This window comes from Pseudopedobacter sp. (genome assembly GCF_040392825.1).
Taxonomy (GTDB): domain Bacteria; phylum Bacteroidota; class Bacteroidia; order Sphingobacteriales; family Sphingobacteriaceae; genus Pseudopedobacter.
Genome location: NZ_JBEBVH010000052.1, coordinates 1 through 18,276 on the forward strand (window position 1 = coordinate 1; position 18,276 = coordinate 18,276).

Genomic DNA, 18,276 nt, shown 5'->3' on the forward strand with positions numbered 1-18,276 from the left:
ACGCAAGGTTAATAGAGAAGGTATATAAAGAACAAAGATACCGCAACAATTTATGCTGCAGTATCTTTGTTTACTGTGTGTTTTGCTAATATTTTTTAAATAAATACTTATATCCGAAGGGTTTTGTTTAATGCTAAGACATTGACGTCGATTATAATCGGTTTTACCTTTCCACCTTCTATAACGAAAAATACATGATCATTATAATCTGTGGTATTGTTTCCGTTTTTTACTATTCCATATTCAGAGATGGTGATATTAATCTTAGAAATACCATTAGCATTTGTTTTATTCATCAACTTTTGGACAGCACCTCCTGTTAATAACGTAATGCTGTTCAATATTGGATTTAATGGCATCTGACCAGTCCATAGTTGTACCATACCAATAGACAGCTTATCCTGTAACCGCTGAAAATCCTTTTTTACATTCAGCAATAAATTTGATACGTCTTTGGTAAAGGTTCCGTCGGCAGGCTCACTAATGGCCATTCCGATTCGCACGACAGGTTCTTCTTCTTTAACCGTAAACTTTAGCGTTTGCGGAGATTGAGATTTAGTGATAGGTGTAATGCTGTAATAATCATCCGACAATAGCTTTTTGCGCAAAGTAATAGCATAGAGCGTTTTTCCCACATAATTGTTATTATCTACTTTCTCAGTTTAATGTTTATGTTTTTAGATTTTAATTTTAAAATATCGGAATCAAAGGTGGAATGGTTAAGTTCTGAAATCATCTTTACATTATTTAAGGATGGCTGTAGGTAATAATTTCCACGATAAGAGCAGGATTCCAGGTAGGATAGCATCTCCATCAGATCATGAGGAGATAGTAGTTGAGAGTGTACTGTTGTTCTGACTTCAAAGGGCATGTCGGTATCAAGGAGCAAGAATAATGTTTCCTCGAACTTCCCAAAAGAAGTAGATCCGGTAATCTTTTTAAAATTTTCTCCTAATCCCTTAAAGTCTAAGGAAACATAGTCTATCAATCCTTCTTTAAGCATCTTTGTGATGACATCAGGTCTTAAACCGTTGGTATCAACTTTTACTAAATAGCCCAATGATTTAGCTTTTCTGGCCATAACGAGCAAGTCCGGATGAGCGCTACATTCTCCGCCACTGAATACCACTGCTTGCAATAATTCTTTGCGTGAGATAAGGAAATTTATAGCATCATCCAGACTTATTTTTCCTTTTCCAAAAACAATATCCGGGTTATAACAATAAAGACAACGCATATTGCAGCCTACAAACCAAAAAATACAAGCTGTTTTATCAGGATAATCTAATAGAGTAAAAGGGCTAATGTCATATAAGGGTTTTGCCATTTGTTTCCCGGAATAAGGTTCTTTGCTTATGTTCTCCTTGTTTTCCAATATTGAAACTTTCGACCGGACGATGATAACCCATAACTCTAGTGTAAATTAGACATTTACTACGTAATTGCTGTTGTTGCTGCAACAACTGTGCTCTCTCAATTTTCAAGGTTTTCATTTTCTATATTTGCTTTATACTGATTAATAATTTCTTCATCACATTTCGGGCAATATTCATGCTCACCATTTAAATAACCATGCGTTGGACAGATACTAAATACAGGGGTAACCGTGATGTATGGCAAACGGAAGTTGGTTAGCACAGTTTTAACAAATTGCTTGCATGCTTCTGGAGTACTGATTCTTTCCCGCATATAAAGATGGAGTACAGTGCCTCCGGTGTATTTACATTGCAACTGATCTTGTAATAGCAGTGCTTCAAAAGGATCTTCGGTATGATTCACTGGTATTTGTGAACTATTGGTATAATAGATCTGCTGATCTTGTCCGGCTTGCATGATATTCTCATAGCGTTTTTTATCTTCTTTTGCAAAGCGATAGGTTGTCCCCTCAGCCGGAGTAGCCTCTAAATTGTATAAATTACCAGTCTCTTCCTGATAAGTTTTAAGCTTTAGTCTGATGAACTCCAAGATTTCACTGGCAAACTCAATCCCCCATGGGCTGACGATATTTTCTTTGTCGTCCGTATAATTTCGGATCATTTCATTCATCCCGTTTACACCAATTGTAGAGAAATGATTCCGAAAGTGTTGAAGATAGCGCTTAGTATAAGGATATAAACCATTATCATACATCTCCTGAATAAATTTCCGTTTTTTCTCTAATGTAGACTTACCGATCTGCATAAGTTCCTCCAGACGGGCAAAGAGACCTTCGCGGTTTCCTTTAAAAAGATATCCTAATCTTGCCATATTAATGGTTACAACACCTATGCTACCGGTCATTTCTGCACTCCCGAAAAGACCATTACCACGTTTCAGTAATTCCCTTAAATCAAGCTGCAAACGGCAACACATACTTCGAACGGCATTCGGTTTATAGGCTTCAGGGTTTTCAACACGATTACCTTCATCGTCCAGAATATACTGACTTCCGATAAAGTTCTGGAAATAAGAAGACCCGATCTTCGCAGTGTTTTCAAAAAGGATATCTACATTCTCCCCTTCCCAATTAAAGTCCTCTGTAATATTAACAGTTGGTATAGGAAAGGTGAAAGGTTGTCCATTGGCATCTCCTTCCGTCATGACCTCGTAATAAGCTTTGTTGATCATGGTCATTTCGGGGTAGAAATGTTTATAAGTAAGGTCTTCCAGAATATTTACTCCCCGGCTTAGGGCTAGCTCCACCAGACTATTGTCTGTTATTCCACGGAATAAATGCTGCCCTGCTTTGGATGGTATCTGATCTTGAAGGTCTTGTGGAACATTCCAGTCAAGCGTAATATTTGTAAAAGGAGATTGTCCCCATCTTGCAGGAACATTCAGGTTGTAGACAAAACTTCGAATGGCTTTTTTTACTTCTGTTTGCGAAAGTTGGTCCTTGAAAACGTAAGGTGCCAGATAGGTATCAAAAGAACTGAAGGCTTGCGCCCCTGCCCATTCACTTTGTAATATGCCTAAGAAGTTTGCCATTTGCCCTAAAGCTTCTCTGAAATGAGAAGGGGGCTTGCTATCTACTCTTCCTCTAACGCCATTAAAACCTTCGTCCAGCAAAACGCGTAAACTCCAGCCTGCACAGTAACCTGTTAGACAATCCAGGTCATGAATATGAATATCCGCATTCCGGTGCGCGTGTCCTTCAACTCTATTATATACCTTATCTAACCAATAGTTTGCAATAATTTTTCCAGCTGTATTATTCACTAGTCCTGCATTAGAAAACGAATTATTGGCGTTTGCCTGAATTCGCCAATCATTCTGATAAATGTATTCCTCTACGGCATGACTGCTATCTACATAAGTACTTGAATCCACAAAACGATCAATATGTTCCCTCTGAAGTTTTCGGGTATGTCTAAAGAGCATAAAGGATTTCATTACCTGAAAGTAACCCTGTGAATAAAGTTTCTTTTCGATAGCATCCTGTATGTCTTCTACGTCCAACAAATCTGTTTTGCGGATGTCGAAAAGAACAGCATCTATGATTTGTTCATCATAAGGAAGTGAAACGCTTTTAAAAGCTTTCTTGATGGCGTCTTCAATTTTAAAAGGTTGAAAAGCTTCCAGTGTCCCGTCACGCTTGATTACGTTTTGCATAAGAATAGTTTTAAGGATTGAATAAAGCTATGAACTATTTATTGATTATTTTATGACGCTGGACACGAAAAAAAATGTTCTAAGATTTATTTAGAAAGACACTGTAATCTGACTTATAAAATTACGTCCGGGTCTCGCTATTTTCATGATATCCTGATGGCGATAATAATATCTATCAAATAGATTTTCTACTCTCAGATTTGCGGTAATGCGGTGATTCTTCAGGCTGAATACTCTTCTGATTTGGGCATTCAGCAATGTGGCAGAAGGGCTCGGCGTATCGCCGTAAACTTCAGGACTGACTTTATTTTGTGGAGCATAATAGTTCACATCAAATTGTCCGGTCCATTCCTTTATTGTTAGCAACAGGCTGTTATTATTACTCAGGGGTGCAATTAAAGGAAGTGGATTCCCCATATTATCTTTTCCTTCTGAATAAGCAATACTACTAATCCATTCAAGTGAACTGATAGGTTTTAATTGGAAAGCAAATTCCAGACCTTTTATATTGGCATTGGGTAAATTATCATATTGCTTTACGCCACTAGCTCCAATTGACATCACGCCATAATCATTGGTTTTGACCCCTGCAATGTAGTCTTTAAAGTAATAATTATATGCAGTAGCTTCCACTCTGATCCAAGGTAATTGGTAGCTTGCCCCTAAGCTTACCTGTAAAGCTTTTTCAGTTTTCAAATCTATATTGCCTACGTAATCGTAGTTGTCTTGTCTATTAAATAAATAAAATCCGTAATACTCTTGTAAACTAGCTGCGCGGTTTGAAGCACCAAGTTTAAGCATCCAATGCAGATTAGAATTTAAGTGATAATGACCGGTTAGATTAAGATTACCTAAGTGATTTTGGCGGTTTAAGGATCCTTCGTTCATACTGGAGAGTTGTTCTTCTCCTGCTCGACTAAAAACACCAGAGTGAGCAAAATTGTAGGTTCCCATAAAATCTAATCCCCCATGTTCGGAAGTAAGAATTTTATCCGATATATCAAGGCTAATAAAACTTCTTTGCACATCAGGAAGGGTATACATAAACATGGGACTTCCTTCATCAGGATACATCGTCATATTGGCTGTTAATCTATTTATATACCCGCTCATTCTTGCTTGTAAGTAATGTTTCCCTTTCTCATAAGCAGATTCTGAAAAGAATCCGCCTGTCCAGGATAGTCCGGGCATATCCATATGCATTGCTACACTCTCTGCAGGACGCTTGGTATCATCCATTGCATGATCTATATGATTAAAGTAGAATTTAGTTCTGATATCGCTAAGACCGATGACCGTAGGGGAATAGGTATGGGTTATAGAAGCAATATTTGCATTTGCATAGGCGACATCCATTGTTAATGCCGGATATCCAATGTTCTGACCATAATCTGCCAGATACTGTGCTAGAATTCGGTTCTTTTTATTTAATTTATAATTGAAGGCAATAGAACCATTCCATTTTTGGAACTGAGAATTTTGCACTACCATATTATTGGAAGCTTTATAGTTTTCAGCTTTTCTAAATATTCCATTCACCAGTATTCCATATTTTTCGGTACTATATTGTAAAGAAGCTAAAGTCTGCAAAGCATTAGAGTTTGTCTCAAAGCCTGTTCCGAGCATTCCATTCAACTTTGGTAACTGACTTAATTCCGGGCTTGCCAGTTTGAAATTTATACCTCCGGCAATCCCTCCTCCGTAATTGTTGAAAGAGGGACCAAGATTTACATTAATGACCTGTAGGTTACTAGGTTCGATGTAAGAACTTACCGGATCCATCCGATCCGTGCAGGCTCCAAAAATTGCCATCCCATCAATACTCAGATTAATCTGGGAAGCACTCATGCTTCGAATGCTCGGTTCCAATGCATAGACACCTATTCGTATCATTTGCAAACCCGATACCCTATCTAATAATTTATCAATATTTGCTTGTTTAGAAGCTCGCTGTTGTTTTTCGAGCTTTTTGTCGACACCTATCTGACTTGTGATCAAGACTTCCTCAATGACCACGCTTTTAGCTGTATCATGGTTTTCATGATGTTGTCCGAATGCATTAAAACTCATTGAAGCAATCGCTAAACTTAAAAGGTATGGAATAGCCTTCATCATCTCTCCTTAAAATAAAACATCAAGAAACACGTCTTGTGCCAGCTGTGTTTCTCCTTGACTCACATTGAAAAACAGTCGCCAATCTCCCGACATTGTAAAATTGACTTTGCCTTTATATCGACCATTTCCTATTCCTTGCGGATTTTGATTATTACTGGATCCATGATCCATAGAAGTCATTTCAGGATGAAAATCGAATGCGATGTAATTCAATTCCGGAAAAGAAAACATAGTTTCTCTCAAGAAAAGCATAACCTCCAAATCGTTCATCCCTATTTTGGGTGCTGAAGGCTCTATTAAAGCTAAAACGTATCTTTTGTTGTCGGTTCCTGTGAAGGTTTTTACAGGGACATTTCCTGTTGGAGCTTCCTTGATTACTACAGGTAAACTGATCAGCTCATTATTAACATTCAGATCAAGCGCCCAGGAGCCTGCAGTTCCTGAAGCCATTGTAAATACAATATAAGCTTCATAGGAATCTAAGGAAGAGTTATAAACTAAGGAACTTGCGGGAGCTCCGTGTTTCATGCTACCCATATCCATCGTAGGAGTGAAAGAAATCTGATCAGTACGCAGAGGAGTGTCATCCTTTGTCAATTGTACATAAATATTCTGATAACCTACAGATAATGGTTGATCTGCATATAGTGTTAATTGCTCTCCGGTAGGTAAATATTTTTGCGCAATTGTAATCTTATCTTTTAACTGATTGTCCAATACTTCCTCCTTATCGCAGGATGCCATAATTAGAGCGAATACGCTCAAGAAAATAAAATGAATTGCCTTTTTCATGTTGTTATATGATTATTATTTCCAATTTAATTGTTGTTTTCCTTCCTCACTCATCAGGTCTGCTGACCAAACTGGCTCCCATACCAGCTCAATTTCAATTTTTCGCTTAGGAAAAGCTTGCTGTAAACTTTTTTCAACGCCTAACAAGATAGACTCGCCCATAGGACAGGATGGTGAAGATAAGGTCATTTGTACCTGTAAGCTTCCCGGATCAGAGAAGTCTAGCTTATAGACCAGCCCCATGTCAACGATGTTAATTCCTAGTTCGGGATCCATTACCAGTATCAAAGCTTGCTGTGCCCGAAACTGATCTGCGGCATATTCAGATGTAAAATCAATGTTCATATCATGTCCTCCTCATATGTTTTATAATCTTACCAACATTCAACATGTAAACCACTGAAAGGACAACCCAAAACCATGTAACGATCTCAAATAGTACATGTGATTTGAAGGCAAGCGCAATAGCTGTAAAAAGTATACTTAAGATGAAGGTATAGTACTGCATCTGAAGTAGTCTTTGACTGTAAAGATCTTTTGGCATTGGGAAATGTGGAGAACCATTCAAATCTTTATAGCGGATATTCCAGATAATAAAAGGCAAGGTTTTAAAGGTCATTCCGAGAATAATACCTGTTATCCAACCTAAGAAAATCCAGACTACATATAGGGATACCCAGTTTCCGGCCTCTTGATTGATTACCCAGGGTAAGTTTACAAATGCTAAAAGCAGACATACTATTGATATAAGTACGTGGCGCATAGCAATATCTACATGCTTCCGTGCCCGGCTTTGGAAACAATCCATAATATAGATTAACCAACAAACAGAACCAGAAAAGATCATTCCCCCGAAGACAAGAGACCGCATGCTCACTTGATTTTTATAACCGTCTGCTAAGAACAAGAGTAAACCAAGATTTATCAATATAATAGAACTATATAATAGCTTTCTTTTCTTTGATTTCCCTAATAAGAACATTGGAATCATCTTAGCGCCTGCACCGAATATTAGTTGCATAAACCAGCCGACGATACCGATGTGAGCGTGTAATTTCAATATATCCAAATGGTTCTTTTCGATATAGGGGTAGGCAAGATTTATTGCTAATAACAAGCCTACTGTGGTTGTAAAACAGAACCAAAAGGCTGAAAGCATAAAATAAAGGTTAAGTTCAAATGAATGAACAGAATCTTTGGTTGTCATCCAAACGATATAGAAGTATAGATAAGAGCTTAAGGTGATGAAGCTACCCGCCATAATCATCATCCAACCTATATTGAAGTTCCAGAAGCAATGAATCAGCAAGCAGGTTCCGCTAGTCAGGAATAGATAGCTAAGAAAAGCTAATTTCGGATGACTTAACGATCGTTCAAAAATGACAGGAACTAGTTGGTAAGCAGCTCCGAAAATGATCATAGTTCCCCATCCTAATGCGAGGGTATGTACGATGGCCAATACTTTTGGTTGAAAATAATGTCCCCAGATCTGACTTCCTGTGGTTAACAATAACACACTGAAAGCAAGAAAAAAGAATGCTGCGGTAATAAAAAACGGTATTACTACATATCCTTGTGGGGCCTTATTTATAGAGATATCTGCCATCTTCTTTACTATTCGATATAAATCAATATTCTGACATCATTTTCCGAAAATTCTGTAAGAAACACGGAAAGGGGATAATCTTCTAATTCCTCTAATAAGTGAAGAGGTACTTTGCGATGTTTTGCATAGATTATTTCAGCATGACCAAGGTTAGTTGCTGCCGCTAATAACCTTTCCATTGGTTCGGGCATTGCTAATTCGCTCACATCTAACTCTATTATTTTTTTAGAGTTTAATATGGTTAATTTTTCCTCGAATTGTTGATTGTTTAAGAAGAAGATATTAGATATTATTTTATCTTCCTTCACCTTACTCTCTATTTTGTAAAAATAGGTGTAAAATTCTACTGATGAAATTTCTTCTGTAAAGGAAAGTGCTCCCATTTCCTCCAGACGCTTAATCAAGGGAAGCGGAATAAAGGAATTGACAATAAGGAGAACTTCTTTTTGTGGAAGCTTTTTATAAGCCAATAAAATTTCTTTTAGGGGATCTTTATTCTCAAGCAGTATAGGCCGCACATCCAATGCTTCCAGAATTTTCGAGTTTAGCAACCAATCCGGTCTTTTCTCCAAAATATTTTCCTTTTCTTCTTTTCCTTCATGCTCATCTTGCCATACAAAGCCAAGAGGAATCAACACTTGTTTAAATTGCTGAACAGAACAGCCTGCTATCTTTGAAGCTTCTTTAATTGTAACTCGCGGAGCTAAAAACCTACGAAGTAATGGAATCTTTAATTTTTGTAAAGGCTTCGCAATTGAAGCTATCGCATCAATGCATAATTCATTGGCCTTAATCAGCTGCGAGATTTTTGTATGTTGGTTTATCTCCATGATGAAAAATTAACTAAACCTGGTACGATAGGTTTGAATGATTCTAGGGAATAAAATATTGTTCTCTAAATGAATATGCTGTAGGAGGTCTGATTCAAATGCTTTTATTTGAGTGAATAGCGAGATATAAGAATGACACGCATTTTCAGGCAAAGTATAGTTATTTGTAATTGTTCTTAACTCTCGGAGATCAGCCCCTGCATTTTCATGTTCAAGGGTCAGATAATCAATTAGTTGCTCTGTCTGTTTATAAGTTAATTCGTATAGGCTTTTAGTGACAGGGAATAGCTGTTTTTCTTCTTTTTCAAGATGCTGGTATGCTTTTTCCATAAACTCATCAAGCTCTTTTGCAAGAACAGAAAGTTCAGGCTGTTCATGGCTATGAATAAGTGCTACCTTAGTGGCAAGCTCTTGAATAATGGGGCCATGAAATTTAATATATTTATGATGCACATTTTTGATATAATCGCTCAAGAAATCTGAGTCCCAATTTTCAAAATCTAATTGTTTAATTGGAGCCGGAATTTCCTCGGTTTTACGCAAAGATTCTCTAAGTTCCGCCTCACTCATATCAATGGATTCTGCAGCCTCCTTAAGGCTTTGTTTTCCTCCACAAAAGAAATCTACTCCCAACTGTTTTAACAGTTCAGCTTTCCTGATATCTTTTGCTGCCACCCTTCCTATAGTTTCCGGTTCTTCACTTGTTATCGGTTTCCCGATTCTAACTTGCCAATATTCCGGACCCGATTCCAGATAATCCCAGGTAAAAATATTTCCGCGCTCCCCTAATAATTGGTAATACAAAGGTTTAGGGTCATGGTCATTCTTTATAATGAAGGACTCTCCTGTAATTAATGCATCAAAATGTTCAAATATAGTTGGGTGTTTCAGTCGAGGTTCTATCTTAAAAACCTCTAATAGCGGAGATTTAATCATGATATTAATCGTAAAAATTTAGTGTTACAAATCTTTTTTCTTAAAATGTCTAACCGACAGCCATAAAGGGATAATACACCATAACAGCATGTTGGTTAAGGTGATGGCTATTCCGATTCCATTACCGAAAAAGTCTCTGAAAATAGCACCTGTATAACCCATCATAGCAGACAGATCTAGCTGAAGTAATATTAAAATTCGGCTAATATCAATGGGATTCAACATGGAAAGGCCAACCATCAGATTCTCTATAGGATAGTCGGAGAACTGAAAGAGCATAAACAATACTAAAGCATCAAATAGTAAGGAGAAATATATCCACAGCATGATTGCTAATCCGATACCTTTGGCCTTGTCTCTAATCATTACGGCAGTCCACATGGCTATGGAAACAAAAATTATAGACAGCAAAAAACCACAGCCCACGAGAATTAATCCCGAGCTGCTAAATGCATAAATGAATGTCGGAACGCCAACACCAATCAAAAATGAGAGGCTTAAAATTCCGGCTAGTCCTCCGAATATACTTAACCAAATATTGGTTCGTTTCAGTGGTTGACTCGCAAGGAGGTTGATAAATTCTACACTGTTGTAGAGATAAATGCTTGAAAAGACAATACTGACCAAAGGAACAATAAAGAGTACAATATTCAATAAACTAACTAATCCCTTTTCGTAATTATCTTCCATACTATACACAGCAATTGACAATGCCAAAAGCAGGATCGTATAGACTATTATAGTCTTGTTTCTTAGTAGATCAGCAAAAACATAACGAATAATTTTATTCATGAGAGTTTAGTTAGATTGATTTTGATCAGACATCACCTGTGCAATTGCCTTCGATAATTTATTTGTCCCTGTATCTGATTTTAATTGCTCCAATGACTTAAAGAACATGAGCTCACCTTCTTGCATATAAATGATTTGGGATACCATATCATCCAAGTCACTGAGTACATGTGAGCTTATAATAATTAATTTGTTCTGGCTTTTTTCCTTTTGGATTTTCTCTTTGAGAATTTCGGTTGAGAGCGGATCAAGGCCTGCTGTAGGTTCATCTAGAATCAGCACTTTAGGATTAAACAAAAAGGCTAAGCATGCACTTACTTTTTGGCGAGTCCCACCGGATAAAGTTCCCATTCGTTTTTCCAACAATTCAGATAGTTTGAATGTGTTGTAAAGATCAACATCTAGGCTGTTTTCTGGCATCTTGCGGATATCTTTCATCATCTCAAGAACCTGTCCGATAGTCATATTCTCCGGATATTGGCCAATCTGAGGCATGTACCCAATATTGTTTCTATAAGCCCATTTATGTTTAATGTTTTCTCCCGAGAAGAGAATATCACCGCAACCCGGAACAACCATACCAAGGATGGTTTTAATGAGTGTGGTTTTACCACTTCCATTCGGGCCAATCAAAGCAACACATTCACCACCTTTTAATTCCAGGTTGATGTCCTTTAGTACTTTAAACTTGCCAAAGGCTTTAGATATATGCTGAATTTGGATCATACTTTTATTGATTTCATCCGTGGCTTCTCGTCTTTGAGTCCTTCGGGCGTTAAGCTTGGGATTAGTTTTTCGGTGCGATCAAATAGAGTAACCATGAAACTTCTGAAAAGCAACATAGCAGTAGGGTAGCGTTCCACCAGCATGGAAAACATACTTACCGGGCGATATGGAATATCACCAACACCATCTTTATCCAGATCATATCCTTCATACTTGTCCCAATAATTGTTTTCAAAATTATTAAGTGTTAAAGTTCCGTTAGTAGCAACATCAAAGGTGTTCTGCATGAAATTATTATCCTTAAACACGTTGTCCATACAACTAGCTTGAATTTTTATGCCCCAACCGTTGTTATTGAATTTATTCTGTTCCAGATGGATACGGTTAGAACCTTCCATAAAGATTGCAGTCGTGTTACGGTCAAATTCATTGTTAATGATTTCGCTATCGGAAATATCTTTTAGGAGTAATCCGTAAGAGGAATCCCCCCAGTTTTCTTCAAATTTATTGTTCTCCATGTGCACATTCCGGGTATACATAACTGCCACACCGGCACCGTTAGCTCGGAATACATTATCCATATAACTGTTGTTGTGTGAAAACATAAAATGCAAACCATAACGTAGATTACGTTCTGAGAGATTGTTGATAACATGGGTATGGGTGACAAATTCTAGATAAATACCATCCCGATGGCCGAAGATTTGATTATTTTCAACATGAATACTATCCGATTTCCATGCATGGATCCCGTTGCCGATTAGTTGTTCTGCAACACCATAAGCCTGAATCCTATTTCCACGGATTTCTACATGTTTGGCATTCTGAGAATAAATGCCGAAAAAATTATCTTCTAACTTGTTATCGATTACTTTAATATGGCTCCTATTATAGATCTTAATAGCAGCAATATCAACGATGGATGAGTGACCGGAACCTTGGACCGTAAATCCTTGGATCGTCACATTATTCGATTTTATAGAAATGGGTTCAAATTTTTTTTCCCCATCTAAAACAGGGTTTTCTGACCCCAAAAGGGTAAGAGGTTTATCAACAATGATATTCCCTTCCTTATAAATACCCTGAAATACGATCAGCGTATCCCCGGATCTGGCTTGAGCAATTCCATTTTTTATAGTTTTAACTTTTTGGTCTTTGCCTATTTTAATGGTAGCGGCATGAGAAATGCCAACTACCATAAACAAACAAACTGTTAAACAAAATATATTAAAGATTGAAATTCTCATGTTCATTGTTTTATTTCCAAAGGTCATCCCACGTGATAGTAGTTCCGCCTATTGAAGCTTGTGTTTTTTCAAGGTCTTCAGCATTACTAAAAGCGGCAATGTTTCCACGCATGGGACTCTTCAACTCATCACTTTTAAGAAAAAACATTTCCGTAGCCGGTTTTAACTCATTACTGATATAATCCGGCAAATAGTATACAGCGATTTCCTCTTTCTCTACCTTACTTTCTTTTACAAATGAAATCATACATTGAATATCATCGAAGTTATAAGCTCGACCTTTATTAGTCTGTAACTGTGTTCCGAAGCGGGGATCACTTACTGTCATCTTGCAATAGGCACATTGATCAGATCCGTATTTAATAGGAATTGGACCATTGTTTCCTGTGCAAGCTTGAACCCCCAGCATAAGAAGAAGAATACTACTTATACAGATGAATACTATTTTGTAACTTTTCATGTTAATTGAGTTTTAGTGTTTTAGACTTTTTCCATTCTCTAAAGACACAGAAAGCAAGAATAGCTCCGCTAGCAACGAAGATCCATCCGCCTACATCAGGAACGGAAAAAGCGCCAAAGTTTAAAAGTTGTTTATAACCGATCAAAGGAGGCTGGTACGCCATACCGGGAACTTTAATTGGCGCACTTGGGTCTAAATTATGTCCATAGTTATATTCCCAAATATAAAAGTCAACCATCGCAACGACTCCGAAAAGTAGAAAGGCTATAAATAAATAATTCATCAACTTCCTACTATTGGCTATTCCTACCGCGATGAAGGCTAAAGCAAAGCTGCCAATGAGATAGGGAAGGACTGTAAATTCCATGAAGTCTTCTTTATGTAGGGTTTTCATGCCGATATAATGATTTAAGCCATTTATGATTTCAACTTGTCCGGCAAGTTTATGACTGTATATCTGCAATTCTAAACCTTCAGGGTATTGAGCTGCATCCAGCTCAATACGCCATATGGGTAGGAAGATGACCCCTACTAAAGTCAACCCACATAGTATAATCAGTATACGGTGTAATGTTGACAAGTCATTTGTAGATTTCATCTCTATGTGTTTTAATTAGTACTATCTTCAGGTATATTAGTACCCAAGCTATAAGTTAAAGGAACATTGTTCCCTGGTTTGGAAATACGGATGTAACCTTGCATTTCCTGGTGTAAGGCACTACAGAAATCTGTACAATAGAATGGGAATACACCGATACGATCTGGTACCCATTTTAAGGTTTGAGTTTCTCCAGGCATAACTAATAATTCTCCATTATTGGCTCCTTTTACCGCAAATCCATGAGGCATATCCCAATCTTGCTCTATATTAGTTACATGGAAGTAAATCTCATCTCCCAGGAAGATACCTTCGATATTATCAGGCGCAAAATGTGAACGGATAGAAGTTAAGTATACATGTACCTGATTTCCTTTTCGCTCTACACGTGCTTCTTTTTCCCCTTTGGTAACATAAGGGTGTTGATTCTCCTCAAGCGGATAGATTTTCAAACTCTTATCCTTTATTTCATCTGCTCTTATAGCTTGGGCATGGTGAGGCTCTCCGATTGTAGGGAAATCTAAGATCAGCTGCATCTTATCTCCGGAAATATCAAAGATTTGTGCACTTTGAGACAACTCTGGTCCTGTAGGCAAGAAACGGTCTTTCGTGATTTTGTTATAGGCAACCACATATTTACCATAAGGTGCTTTTGTATCACCACCCGGAACCATTAAGTGACCGGTTGAGTAATAAGTAGGAACACGGTCAAGAACTTTTAGGTCTTTGATGTTCCATTTAACCAGTTCTGAAGAGACAAAGAATGAAGTAATAGCATTTCCTTTACCATCAAATTCAGTATGTAATGGACCTAAACCTGGTTTCTCTACCTCTCCGTATAAAGCAGCCTCGTATTTAATAACAGGAATACCTCCGAAGTCACCTTCAAATTGTTTTTCTTCTATTGCCTTTTGGATTTTGTCGAAAGAAAACACAGGAATTAAGGCAGCAAGTTTTCCCGAACCTACAATATATTCTCCAGTTGGATCAACGTCAACTCCGTGCGGTGACTTTGGACATGGAATGTAATAACACAAACCTTCCAACTCTTCAGCAGTCAGCACGACAGTTTCTGTTTTGAATTCTGACTTTGAAGTGTGTGTTTTCTCATCATATTTATTGTGAGCATATTTCAATCCGGTCAGCTTTTTACCTTTTCCAGCTTTCAGATATTCTTCCGCTTTCTTCCAGTTTACCGCTAGAATAAAATCTTTATCGTTCTTGGACGCATTTACCTCTAATAAGGTATTAGCTTGTTCAGTATTATAAGTTGAGAAGAAGAACCATCCGTGAGACACACCTTTACCAGCTCTGCTTAAGTCATAATTTACTCCCGGAGTTTCAATCTGGAAAGCTAAATCCATATTTCCGTTATCTTTATTTACACTGACAAAACTTAGTGTACCACGGAAGTTCTTTTTATAGGTATTGATTGGAACATCACCCGACTCTCCCTCTGCGGGTACGGAGAAACGTGTTCCTGCCACAGTATATTCTGTATTTTCAGTAATAAATGGAGAAGAGTGATTCCCCGCACTATTGGGTAATTCAAGAATCTCTACGGTACGGTAAGTTGTTAGATCTATACGAGCAATACGTGGTGTATTGTTCGCATTAATAAATGCCCATTTACCATCATAAAGACCATCTGTTTTAGATAATTGTACGTGGTGTGAATCATCCCAGGGAACATTTCCGTGTGATGTTTCTAGCATTGCTTTGGTTTCTTCACTGTACCCCCATCCTTTTTCAGGGTCTACGGAAAATACAGGAATAACACGCAATAATCTCCCTGAAGGAAGACCATAAACAGCAAGCTGACCGCTGAACCCTCCGGAAACAAAGTTGTAAAATTCATCATATTTTCCAGGGGCAACGTATGCTTTTTCTGCAGCATTTCCACTCACTGCGTCACTTGCTCCTTTTGGTCTGCACGCCTGAAATGAGGAGAATACCGTAGCCGTAGCCAGAGCCATTATAAGATATTTTTTTAATTTCATTGTATTGTGATTTTAAGGTTAATTACATTCTGCTATTTGACACCGTCGTTCTTACGCATAAATTCTAATATTTTACGAGCATCATCGTCAGAAAGGTTTTGATTTGGCATACGCACTAAACACAATTCTAACTGTGCTTGTAGTTCAGGATCTTTGTCCAACATCGCATCGGGATTAGTAATAAAGTTCATGATCCATTCAGGTTTTCTTCGCTCAGAGACGCCACGCCAGCCCGGACCTACTAACTTCTCGTCAGTCAACTTATGACAAGATGCACACTTGAGGTCTGCAATAACTTTACCTTCATCAGCCATTGTGACATCTAATTGGTCTGCTAAACTTACATCCTTAAATTTTCCTTCGCCACGATTTGGATCGTAATTACTAGGATTACTGGCAGCAGAACTATTCTCTTCTGAAGAGGACTGTTCTGCCTTGTTCTCGTTATTGTTTGATGAACATGCGAAGATAAAAATGCCCACCAAACAGAATACAATTAGCTTTTTCATAGTTTCTATGTTATGTGTATTACCACAAAGGTATCGGCAAGAGCGAGGGTGATTTTATGACCTAAATCACAAAGCGGTTACTGTGATAAAAAACAAGTTAAATTATTTTGATATAAATCTGATTATCAGTTGTTTAAATCATTAATTGATATTAATCACTATTTGGGATGACGAATATCAACGGGAAAAGGTCAAATTCTCGATTAATTTGAATTAACAAAATCCTTCAAACCTATTGCACTATGATTCCTATCGAGTTACTTATAGAAAAAGGAGCCATCATTAAAAAGGTGGAAGCCGGAGAGGTTCTCTTTCAGGAGAATAGTTTGAGCAGTCACTACTATCAACTATTGACAGGTCGAGTAAGGATCAGTAACTTTCTTGCTGACGGAAAGGAAGTGCTCCATAAAATTATTGGTGTTAATGAAGGGTGTGGACATGTATGTGTTTTTGGTGATGGCGTGCATGTCGTGAGTGCTATAGCAGATGTACCCAGTACATTATTAAAGATTTCTGCTCCCCATTTCATCGAAATTATGAAAGAAAATAGTGACTTACTTATACTTTTTACGCAGAAGATAGCTAAGGATCTCCGTTTTAAGCTTTTCCTTACCAAATTAATCTGTAATCATTGTCCTGAAGAAATTATTACTAAATTAATTCAAATATTTAACGAAGATGGAAAGCTGGTGTGTCAGGAGTGTAATCGCTTGATGTTGACCCGTCAACAACTTGCCAACATGACTGGTATGCGGGTGGAGACCATTATTCGTACAATGAAACAAATGGCAAGGGAAAATAAACTGAATATAATAAAGGGGAAGGTATTCATTCCTGCCGATGGTATAGATTAATAGGTTTTGATTTTCAATATTACACTAATTCGAAAATACGCTTATGCTTAGATCGCTCCAACAAATTAGTTCGAGGACATGGATTATACTCTCTTTTATAAACTTTCTCATTGTCGGGATTTTCGGACTGTTAATGCGACTGAAGTTTTTGTATCCCATTCCCTGGATTAACCAAAAGAATATTATGCACGCCCACTCTCATTTTGCTTTTTCTGGATGGGTTTCTCAGGCAATTATGGTCTTTCTAATACTCATAGTCACAGGAAAGAAGATCAATGAATCTGCTCCGAGCAAATATCAATTTATGTTAATAGCAAACTATTTAGCTTCCGTCGGAATGCTTGTGGCGTTTTCTATTACTGGTTATTCAGGAGTCTCAATAGGTATATCCTGCTGTGTGGTGCTTGTCTCTTATTGGTTTAGCCTAGTGATATGGAAAGATCTTAATCAGTCCTCATTGCCAAATAACATATTGATCTTTATTAAAGCAGCGATTATATTCGGTGCTTTGAGTTCTTTAGGGACCTATGCATTAGCTTATCTGAAAGCAACTCATAATGTAGATCCGTTAAAACAATTAGCTTCTGTTTATTTTTATCTACATTTCCAATACAACGGTTGGTTCTTCTTCGGCTGCTTGGCATTAGTGAATTATTGGGTCTATCAGAAAACAAACAAAACAATTATCAGCACTCGTTTCGCCAAACTATTTGTTTGTACTGTTATTCCTTCCTATTTTCTTTCTGTTCTTTGGTGGAAAAACTTTCCCGACTGGTTATACGTGATTTTGATTATAACCGTTGTTCTGCAGCTATCCTTGTGGCTTACGTTCATCCTTGCACTGCTAAATCTTAAAAAGCAGACCAAAGCATTGAACCTAACTAAGCTGGTAAATGTAATCTGGTTTTGTGTGGTGTGTGCTGTTGTTCTCAAATTCATCCTACAATCCGTATCTATCATTCCATCTTTAAGCCAATTGGTATATGGGTTTCGTTCCATTGTAATAGCCTATCTGCATTTGGTTTTATTGCTCATTATATCTTTGTTTTTGATTGGTTATTCCTTTCAGAACAAAAGTTTAAAGATTAAAAAAGGTATTCAGTATGGAGTCTATGGACTGCTTTTTGGCATTATTCTAAATGAGACCATGCTCATGCTTCAAGGTGTAGGAGGATTACTGAGATATTCTTTTCATGGTACACATGAAGGGCTCGCCCTTG

19 protein-coding genes are annotated in these 18,276 nt (G+C 37.5%); 2 read left to right on the plus strand and 17 right to left on the minus strand.

What is annotated here, in order from left to right:
- Positions 1–107: 107 nt before the first annotated feature.
- The 17 genes from ABWO41_RS05545 to ABWO41_RS05620 all read right to left on the minus strand — a co-directional run bounded on the left by ABWO41_RS05545 (position 108) and on the right by ABWO41_RS05620 (position 16,202).
- On the minus strand, positions 108–635 hold the full coding sequence (locus ABWO41_RS05545) for a hypothetical protein (RefSeq protein WP_353134696.1): 528 nt from the start codon (positions 633–635) through the stop codon (positions 108–110).
- Between the two features lie 14 nt (positions 636–649).
- Positions 650–1,375, minus strand: a complete 726-nt coding sequence (locus ABWO41_RS05550) for an anaerobic ribonucleoside-triphosphate reductase activating protein (RefSeq protein ID WP_353134699.1) — start codon at positions 1,373–1,375, stop codon at positions 650–652.
- Entirely contained in the window at positions 1,308–1,493 is a 186-nt protein-coding gene (gene nrdD, locus ABWO41_RS17225; protein WP_502945632.1) for an anaerobic ribonucleoside-triphosphate reductase, read from the minus strand. Before nrdD ends, ABWO41_RS05550 begins: the two co-directional genes overlap by 68 nt.
- On the minus strand, positions 1,474–3,591 hold the full coding sequence (locus ABWO41_RS05555) for a ribonucleoside triphosphate reductase (RefSeq protein ID WP_353134702.1): 2,118 nt from the start codon (positions 3,589–3,591) through the stop codon (positions 1,474–1,476). The genes nrdD and ABWO41_RS05555 overlap by 20 nt, the downstream gene beginning before the upstream one ends.
- Positions 3,592–3,681: 90 nt before the next feature.
- Complete coding sequence (locus tag ABWO41_RS05560; protein WP_353134705.1) at positions 3,682–5,706, minus strand: TonB-dependent receptor; 2,025 nt, start codon at positions 5,704–5,706, stop codon at positions 3,682–3,684.
- Positions 5,707–5,712: 6 nt separating this feature from the next.
- Complete coding sequence (locus tag ABWO41_RS05565) at positions 5,713–6,498, minus strand: hypothetical protein (protein WP_353134708.1); 786 nt, start codon at positions 6,496–6,498, stop codon at positions 5,713–5,715.
- Positions 6,499–6,513: 15 nt separating this feature from the next.
- Positions 6,514–6,843: a metal-sulfur cluster assembly factor gene (locus ABWO41_RS05570; protein ID WP_353134711.1), complete on the minus strand. Its 330-nt coding sequence runs from the start codon at positions 6,841–6,843 to the stop codon at positions 6,514–6,516.
- A 1-nt stretch (position 6,844) separates the two neighbouring features.
- Positions 6,845–8,104 carry a hypothetical protein gene (locus ABWO41_RS05575; RefSeq protein WP_353134714.1) on the minus strand — a complete coding sequence of 420 codons (1,260 nt, stop codon included), beginning with the start codon at positions 8,102–8,104 and terminating at the stop codon, positions 6,845–6,847.
- Positions 8,105–8,112: 8 nt separating this feature from the next.
- A complete protein-coding gene (locus ABWO41_RS05580) occupies positions 8,113–8,934 on the minus strand; it encodes a DUF2249 domain-containing protein (RefSeq protein ID WP_353134717.1) in 822 nt (273 codons plus the stop codon).
- A 9-nt stretch (positions 8,935–8,943) separates the two neighbouring features.
- Entirely contained in the window at positions 8,944–9,870 is a 927-nt protein-coding gene (locus ABWO41_RS05585) for a DUF542 domain-containing protein (RefSeq protein WP_353134720.1), read from the minus strand.
- Between the two features lie 24 nt (positions 9,871–9,894).
- Entirely contained in the window at positions 9,895–10,662 is a 768-nt protein-coding gene (locus tag ABWO41_RS05590; RefSeq protein WP_353134723.1) for an ABC transporter permease subunit, read from the minus strand.
- A 6-nt stretch (positions 10,663–10,668) separates the two neighbouring features.
- Positions 10,669–11,388 (minus strand): ABC transporter ATP-binding protein, encoded by a 720-nt coding sequence (locus tag ABWO41_RS05595; protein ID WP_353134726.1) that lies wholly within the window; start codon positions 11,386–11,388, stop codon positions 10,669–10,671.
- A complete protein-coding gene (locus ABWO41_RS05600; RefSeq protein WP_353134729.1) occupies positions 11,385–12,635 on the minus strand; it encodes a nitrous oxide reductase family maturation protein NosD in 1,251 nt (416 codons plus the stop codon). The genes ABWO41_RS05595 and ABWO41_RS05600 overlap by 4 nt, the downstream gene beginning before the upstream one ends.
- Before the next feature lie 10 nt (positions 12,636–12,645).
- A complete protein-coding gene (locus tag ABWO41_RS05605) occupies positions 12,646–13,044 on the minus strand; it encodes a nitrous oxide reductase accessory protein NosL (protein WP_353134731.1) in 399 nt (132 codons plus the stop codon).
- Between the two features lie 52 nt (positions 13,045–13,096).
- A complete protein-coding gene (locus ABWO41_RS05610; RefSeq protein WP_353134734.1) occupies positions 13,097–13,693 on the minus strand; it encodes a hypothetical protein in 597 nt (198 codons plus the stop codon).
- A gap of 11 nt (positions 13,694–13,704) precedes the next feature.
- Positions 13,705–15,693 carry a Sec-dependent nitrous-oxide reductase gene (nosZ, locus tag ABWO41_RS05615; protein ID WP_353134737.1) on the minus strand — a complete coding sequence of 663 codons (1,989 nt, stop codon included), beginning with the start codon at positions 15,691–15,693 and terminating at the stop codon, positions 13,705–13,707.
- 32 nt (positions 15,694–15,725) lie between these two features.
- A complete protein-coding gene (locus tag ABWO41_RS05620) occupies positions 15,726–16,202 on the minus strand; it encodes a c-type cytochrome (RefSeq protein ID WP_353134740.1) in 477 nt (158 codons plus the stop codon).
- 242 nt (positions 16,203–16,444) lie between these two features.
- On the opposite strand from ABWO41_RS05620, the gene ABWO41_RS05625 reads away from it, so the two are divergent.
- A complete protein-coding gene (locus tag ABWO41_RS05625) occupies positions 16,445–17,056 on the plus strand; it encodes a Crp/Fnr family transcriptional regulator (RefSeq protein ID WP_353134743.1) in 612 nt (203 codons plus the stop codon).
- Positions 17,057–17,240: 184 nt separating this feature from the next.
- Positions 17,241–18,276, plus strand: a 1,036-nt coding sequence (locus tag ABWO41_RS05630; RefSeq protein WP_353134746.1) for a hypothetical protein, incomplete at its 3' end; no start/stop codon positions are given.

Coding starts and splice junctions, on each gene's coding strand:
- nrdD (WP_502945632.1), bottom strand. CDS start 1,493: ATGAAAACCTTGAAAATTGAGAGAGCACAGTTGTTGCAGCAACAACAG.
- ABWO41_RS05555 (WP_353134702.1), bottom strand. CDS start 3,591: ATGCAAAACGTAATCAAGCGTGACGGGACACTGGAAGCTTTTCAACCT.
- ABWO41_RS05560 (WP_353134705.1), bottom strand. CDS start 5,706: ATGATGAAGGCTATTCCATACCTTTTAAGTTTAGCGATTGCTTCAATG.
- ABWO41_RS05565 (WP_353134708.1), bottom strand. CDS start 6,498: ATGAAAAAGGCAATTCATTTTATTTTCTTGAGCGTATTCGCTCTAATT.
- ABWO41_RS05570 (WP_353134711.1), bottom strand. CDS start 6,843: ATGAACATTGATTTTACATCTGAATATGCCGCAGATCAGTTTCGGGCA.
- ABWO41_RS05575 (WP_353134714.1), bottom strand. CDS start 8,104: ATGGCAGATATCTCTATAAATAAGGCCCCACAAGGATATGTAGTAATA.
- ABWO41_RS05580 (WP_353134717.1), bottom strand. CDS start 8,934: ATGGAGATAAACCAACATACAAAAATCTCGCAGCTGATTAAGGCCAAT.
- ABWO41_RS05585 (WP_353134720.1), bottom strand. CDS start 9,870: ATGATTAAATCTCCGCTATTAGAGGTTTTTAAGATAGAACCTCGACTG.
- ABWO41_RS05590 (WP_353134723.1), bottom strand. CDS start 10,662: ATGAATAAAATTATTCGTTATGTTTTTGCTGATCTACTAAGAAACAAG.
- ABWO41_RS05595 (WP_353134726.1), bottom strand. CDS start 11,388: ATGATCCAAATTCAGCATATATCTAAAGCCTTTGGCAAGTTTAAAGTA.
- ABWO41_RS05600 (WP_353134729.1), bottom strand. CDS start 12,635: ATGAGAATTTCAATCTTTAATATATTTTGTTTAACAGTTTGTTTGTTT.
- ABWO41_RS05605 (WP_353134731.1), bottom strand. CDS start 13,044: ATGCTGGGGGTTCAAGCTTGCACAGGAAACAATGGTCCAATTCCTATT.
- ABWO41_RS05610 (WP_353134734.1), bottom strand. CDS start 13,693: ATGAAATCTACAAATGACTTGTCAACATTACACCGTATACTGATTATA.
- nosZ (WP_353134737.1), bottom strand. CDS start 15,693: ATGAAATTAAAAAAATATCTTATAATGGCTCTGGCTACGGCTACGGTA.
- ABWO41_RS05620 (WP_353134740.1), bottom strand. CDS start 16,202: ATGAAAAAGCTAATTGTATTCTGTTTGGTGGGCATTTTTATCTTCGCA.
- ABWO41_RS05625 (WP_353134743.1), top strand. CDS start 16,445: ATGATTCCTATCGAGTTACTTATAGAAAAAGGAGCCATCATTAAAAAG.